Source organism: Pseudomonas sp. SIMBA_068 (genome assembly GCF_046534705.1).
In the GTDB taxonomy this organism is placed as follows: Bacteria; Pseudomonadota; Gammaproteobacteria; order Pseudomonadales; family Pseudomonadaceae; genus Aquipseudomonas; species Aquipseudomonas putida.
The window spans coordinates 1-266 of record NZ_JAWRYI010000687.1 but is presented as its reverse complement, the minus strand read 5'-3'; the positions used below and the strand labels follow the sequence as shown (position 1 = coordinate 266).

Here is a 266-nt window from a genome sequence, read left to right as displayed (position 1 = left end):
AGCACGCCTGCGGCCAGTGCGCCTGCTCGCGCAACGACGATGAACAGCCGTTGTATCGGCCCTTCAACAACAACGACATCAACTGGTGCCTGGGTGCGGAGTCGAAGATCTACAACTGCACCGTGACCATCATCCGCGGCGTGGCGGTATAGCGCCGTGAAGGGTTTGACGGCGCTGTTGCTTCTGTGCCTGCTGGCGCCCGTCGCCCAGGCCAGGACCCTGCCCAACCCCAACCAGCGCCCGGCTCAGGGTAACGAGGTGCCACC

General features: G+C 64.7%; 1 protein-coding gene. It reads left to right on the top strand.

The window, feature by feature from the left end; all coding sequences use genetic code 11:
- The coding region (locus SB756_RS30995) for a methylamine dehydrogenase light chain (protein ID WP_410913359.1) at positions 1-152 on the top strand (152 nt) is incomplete at its 5' end.
- Positions 153-266 lie beyond the last annotated feature (114 nt).